General features: G+C 70.6%; 1 protein-coding gene. It reads left to right on the top strand.

Going from position 1 to position 269, the window contains the following annotated elements:
- Positions 1–269: hypothetical protein (locus tag SB765_RS29980; protein WP_410932541.1), on the top strand; the 269-nt coding region annotated here is incomplete at both ends.

Below are 269 nucleotides of genomic sequence, written 5' to 3'. Positions count from 1 at the left end.
GCCAGCGTGCGTGCCTATCAAGGCGGCCCGGACACCACCGAGGCGCGCCAGCGCATCGTGCGCGACTACCTCAACAGCGTGCCGCTTTCGGCTGTGGCGGGCCACGGCGAAGTGCATGGCATGGCTGAGGGCCTGCGGGTGTGGTACGGCGCCGATTTCGACCAGGTCAACCAGGCCCTGACCTCGACCGCCCAGGACCCTGAAAGCCTGGCCGCGCGTGGCCTGGCCCTGCGCCAGGTGCTGTCGTTGATGATCGCCCAGCGCCGCCC

The sequence above is a fragment of the Pseudomonas sp. SIMBA_067 genome, assembly GCF_046534675.1.
Classification (GTDB): domain Bacteria; phylum Pseudomonadota; class Gammaproteobacteria; order Pseudomonadales; family Pseudomonadaceae; genus Aquipseudomonas; species Aquipseudomonas putida.
This window is presented reverse-complemented; position numbering and strand designations above follow the sequence as displayed.